The sequence below is a fragment of the Azospirillum formosense genome (assembly GCF_013340925.1).
Lineage (GTDB): Bacteria > Pseudomonadota > Alphaproteobacteria > Azospirillales > Azospirillaceae > Azospirillum > Azospirillum formosense.
This window is the reverse complement of sequence record NZ_WHOR01000424.1, coordinates 1-2982: the sequence shown is the minus strand read 5'-3', so window position 1 is coordinate 2982 and position 2982 is coordinate 1. Positions and strand designations below refer to the sequence as shown.

2 protein-coding genes and 1 pseudogene are annotated in these 2982 nt (G+C 70.7%); 1 reads left to right on the top strand and 2 read right to left on the bottom strand.

Annotation, left to right across the window (positions count from 1 at the left end; translation table 11 throughout):
• Both GBZ26_RS30515 and GBZ26_RS28500 read right to left on the bottom strand, forming a co-directional pair.
• Nucleotides 1–296, bottom strand: a pseudogene (locus tag GBZ26_RS30515) (hypothetical protein); the annotation flags it as partial.
• Nucleotides 293–943 carry a TetR/AcrR family transcriptional regulator gene (locus tag GBZ26_RS28500; protein ID WP_174441682.1) on the bottom strand — a complete coding sequence of 217 codons (651 nt, stop codon included), beginning with the start codon at nucleotides 941–943 and terminating at the stop codon, nucleotides 293–295. The pseudogene GBZ26_RS30515 and the gene GBZ26_RS28500, both read right to left, overlap by 4 nt.
• Before the next feature lie 367 nt (nucleotides 944–1310).
• On the opposite strand from GBZ26_RS28500, the gene nifA reads away from it, so the two are divergent.
• Nucleotides 1311–2982 (top strand): nif-specific transcriptional activator NifA (gene nifA, locus GBZ26_RS28495; protein WP_174441681.1); only part of this gene is annotated, 1672 nt, incomplete at its 3' end.

Below are 2982 nucleotides of genomic sequence, written 5' to 3'. Positions count from 1 at the left end.
CCGCCTTCGCCACCGACGGCGGTTCGGACGAGGTCGCGGACTCCGACGAGGCTCCGGAAGGCGCCGCCCAGGCCGAGAGCCCGGACGTCATCGGCGGGGGGGGGGGGGCGGGGGGGCCCCCCCCCCCCCCCCCCCCCGCCGCGCGCCCCCGCCAGCGAGTCGAGCGTCCCGGCCACCGGGGCGGCGATGCGCAGATACTCGCCCTCCGCATAGCCGTGGGCCAGCGGCACGGCGTCCCCGCCGCCCAGCCCGAGGACGGACAGGGCCGCCGCCAGCGTTTCGGCGATCCAGCTCATGACGGCGGCCCTCCCTCCGGGGCGAGGGTCCGGCGCAGCGCGTCGAGATGGGCGGCCAGCAGAGCCGCGACGTCCGGCGGGCGCCCCTCCAGCGCTTCGAAGGAGGAGCGCCACAGCGCGCTCATCAGCATCGGCGCGACGATCAGCCGGACGGTCGAGTCGACGTCCACCGGGCGGAACTCCCCGCGCGCCATGCCGCGCTCCAGCACCGCCGCCAACAGGGCGAAGGCGCGGCGGATCACCTCCTCGTAATAGAAGCGGGCGAGATCGGGGAAGTTGCCGGCCTCGGCGATGATCAGCTTGGGGATGGCGCCGGCGCGGGATTTCAGGATGCGCGTCGCGAAGAGCGTCAGCAGCGTTTCCAGCACGGCAAAGCTCGGCCCCTGCGCCCCGGCCAGCAGACGCTCCGCCATGTCCAGGTTGGGCAGGATGGCCTCGCGGACCACCGCCTTGAACAGCTCCTCCTTGTTCGGGAAGTAGAGGTAGAGCGTGCCCTTGCTGACCCCGGCCTGCGCCGCGACGTCCTCCAGCCGGGCCGCCGCGAAGCCGCGCTCGCCGAAGACGGTCAGGGCCGCGTCGACGATCTCCCGGGGGCGCTCCTCCTTCCGGCGGCGCCAGCGCGGAACGGCGGGATCATCCTCCGGCATGCCGTCCTCCAGGGTGGAGAAAATATTACTGACCAGTCAGTTATTAGCTGCTTGCCGGTGGAAACACCAGTTATCTCAAGGGTTGCGCCGTTCTGCCGCAGCCATAAGTCATTGTGCGCCGCAGCAACTGATATGCAAAAGGGCTTGCCTTTCGACCGAGAGTTTCCGAAACTTTCGACAGTCCGCAGCGCGAACGGCTTGTCACGGAAGCACGCGCGGCGGGCGCACCGGTGGTCAAAGGCGCCGATCAGCAACGAGCGCACACCCCACCCCGGGAGGAACGGTTCAAGGCGCCGTGCCGGGATCACTTCGACGAGCGCGCCGGTGCGCGGCGTCCGGAGTCCCGGTTGAGCAGGGGGTGTCGATCATGCCGGGTGCAATGCGCCAGTCCACGTCGAACCTGGAACTGCTGACCATCTATGAGGTCAGCAAGATCCTCGGTTCCTCTCTCGACCTCCAGCAGACCTTGCGCGAGGTGCTCCGCGCGCTGGCCTACCAGCTGCAGATGCACCGCGGGCGCGTCTATCTGGTCGGCGAGGACAATGTGCTGCGGCTGGTCGCCGCGAACGGCCTGTCGAACGAGGCCGCGGCGCAAATCGAGTTCCGCGACGGGGAAGGCATCACCGGCCGCATCCTGAAGACCGGCATGCCCGCCGTCGTCCCGAACCTGGCGGAGGAACCGCTGTTCCTGAACCGCACCGGCGGGCGCGAGGACCTGGACGAGCAGGTGGCCTCGCTGGTCGGCGTGCCGATCAAGGCCGCGGGGGTGGTCGTCGGCGTGCTGACCATCGACCGCATTTCCGACGAGGGACCGCAAGGCCATTTCGGCAGCGACGTGCGCTTCCTGACCATGGTCGCCAACCTGATCGGCCAGACCGTGCGGTTGCACCGCACCGTGGCCGAGGAGCGCCGCTTCATGATGCGGGAAACCTTCCGCATGCAGAAGGAGCTGCGCCCCATCGCCGCCCCGATCAACGACGTGGTGTGCACCAGCCCCAACATGCTGGAGGTGATGGCCCAGGTCCACCGGGTGGCGCCCTTCAAGTCCACCGTGCTGATCCGCGGCGAGAGCGGCACCGGCAAGGAGCTGATCGCGCGGGCCATCCACAACATGTCGCCGCGCAAGGACGCCCCCTTCATCCGCGTGAACTGCGCCGCCCTGCCGGAATCGCTCCTGGAATCGGAGCTGTTCGGCCATGAGAAGGGCGCCTTCACCGGCGCGCAGAAGGACCACAAGGGCCGGTTCGAGCTGGCGTCGGGCGGCACACTGTTCCTCGACGAGATCGGCGACATCTCGCCCAACTTCCAGGCCAAGCTGCTGCGCGTGCTGCAGGAGCAGGAGTTCGAGCGGGTCGGCGGGTCCAAGACCATCAAGACCGACGTCCGGCTGATCTGCGCCACCAACCTGAACCTGGAGGAGGCGGTCGGCCACGGCAAGTTCCGCGCCGACCTGTATTTCCGCATCAACGTGGTGACGATCCATCTGCCGCCGCTGCGCGAACGGCGCCAGGACATCGGCCCGCTGGCCCGCCATTTCGTGGCGAAGTTCGCCAAGGACAACGGTATGAATCTCGTCATGGAGGACGAGGCGCTGGAGGTGCTGAACCGCTGCACCTGGCCCGGCAACGTGCGCGAGCTGGAGAACTGCATCGAGCGCGCGGCCACCCAGTCGCGCGACGGCATCATCCGCACCGAGTCCCTGTCCTGCAGCCTCAACCTCTGCAACTCCTCGGTCCTTTTCCAGTACCGCACGCTGGGCGCCTCGGTCGGCGGGCTCGCCCCGTCCATGGGGCCGGGGTCCGTCAACCGCGTGCCTCCGGGACGCCCCGGCGTTCCGGCGCCGGCCAACGCGCCGAAGACCCCGGCGATGCCGGCCCCGGTGCCGGAACCGGCGGGCGCCGGCGCCGCCGGGCCCGCCCGCGCGCCGGGGCCGTGCCCCCGCCCCTCCCCGCTGCGCGGGCCGCCCCCCCCGCCGGGTCGCGGTTCCCCCCTCTCCCTCCCCCCCCCCCCGCCCCGCGTGCCCCCCCCCCCCCCCCCCC

Excerpts from the sequence above, each read along its gene's own strand:
- GBZ26_RS28500 (WP_174441682.1), bottom strand. The coding sequence starts at position 943 with ATGCCGGAGGATGATCCCGCCGTTCCGCGCTGGCGCCGCCGGAAGGAG.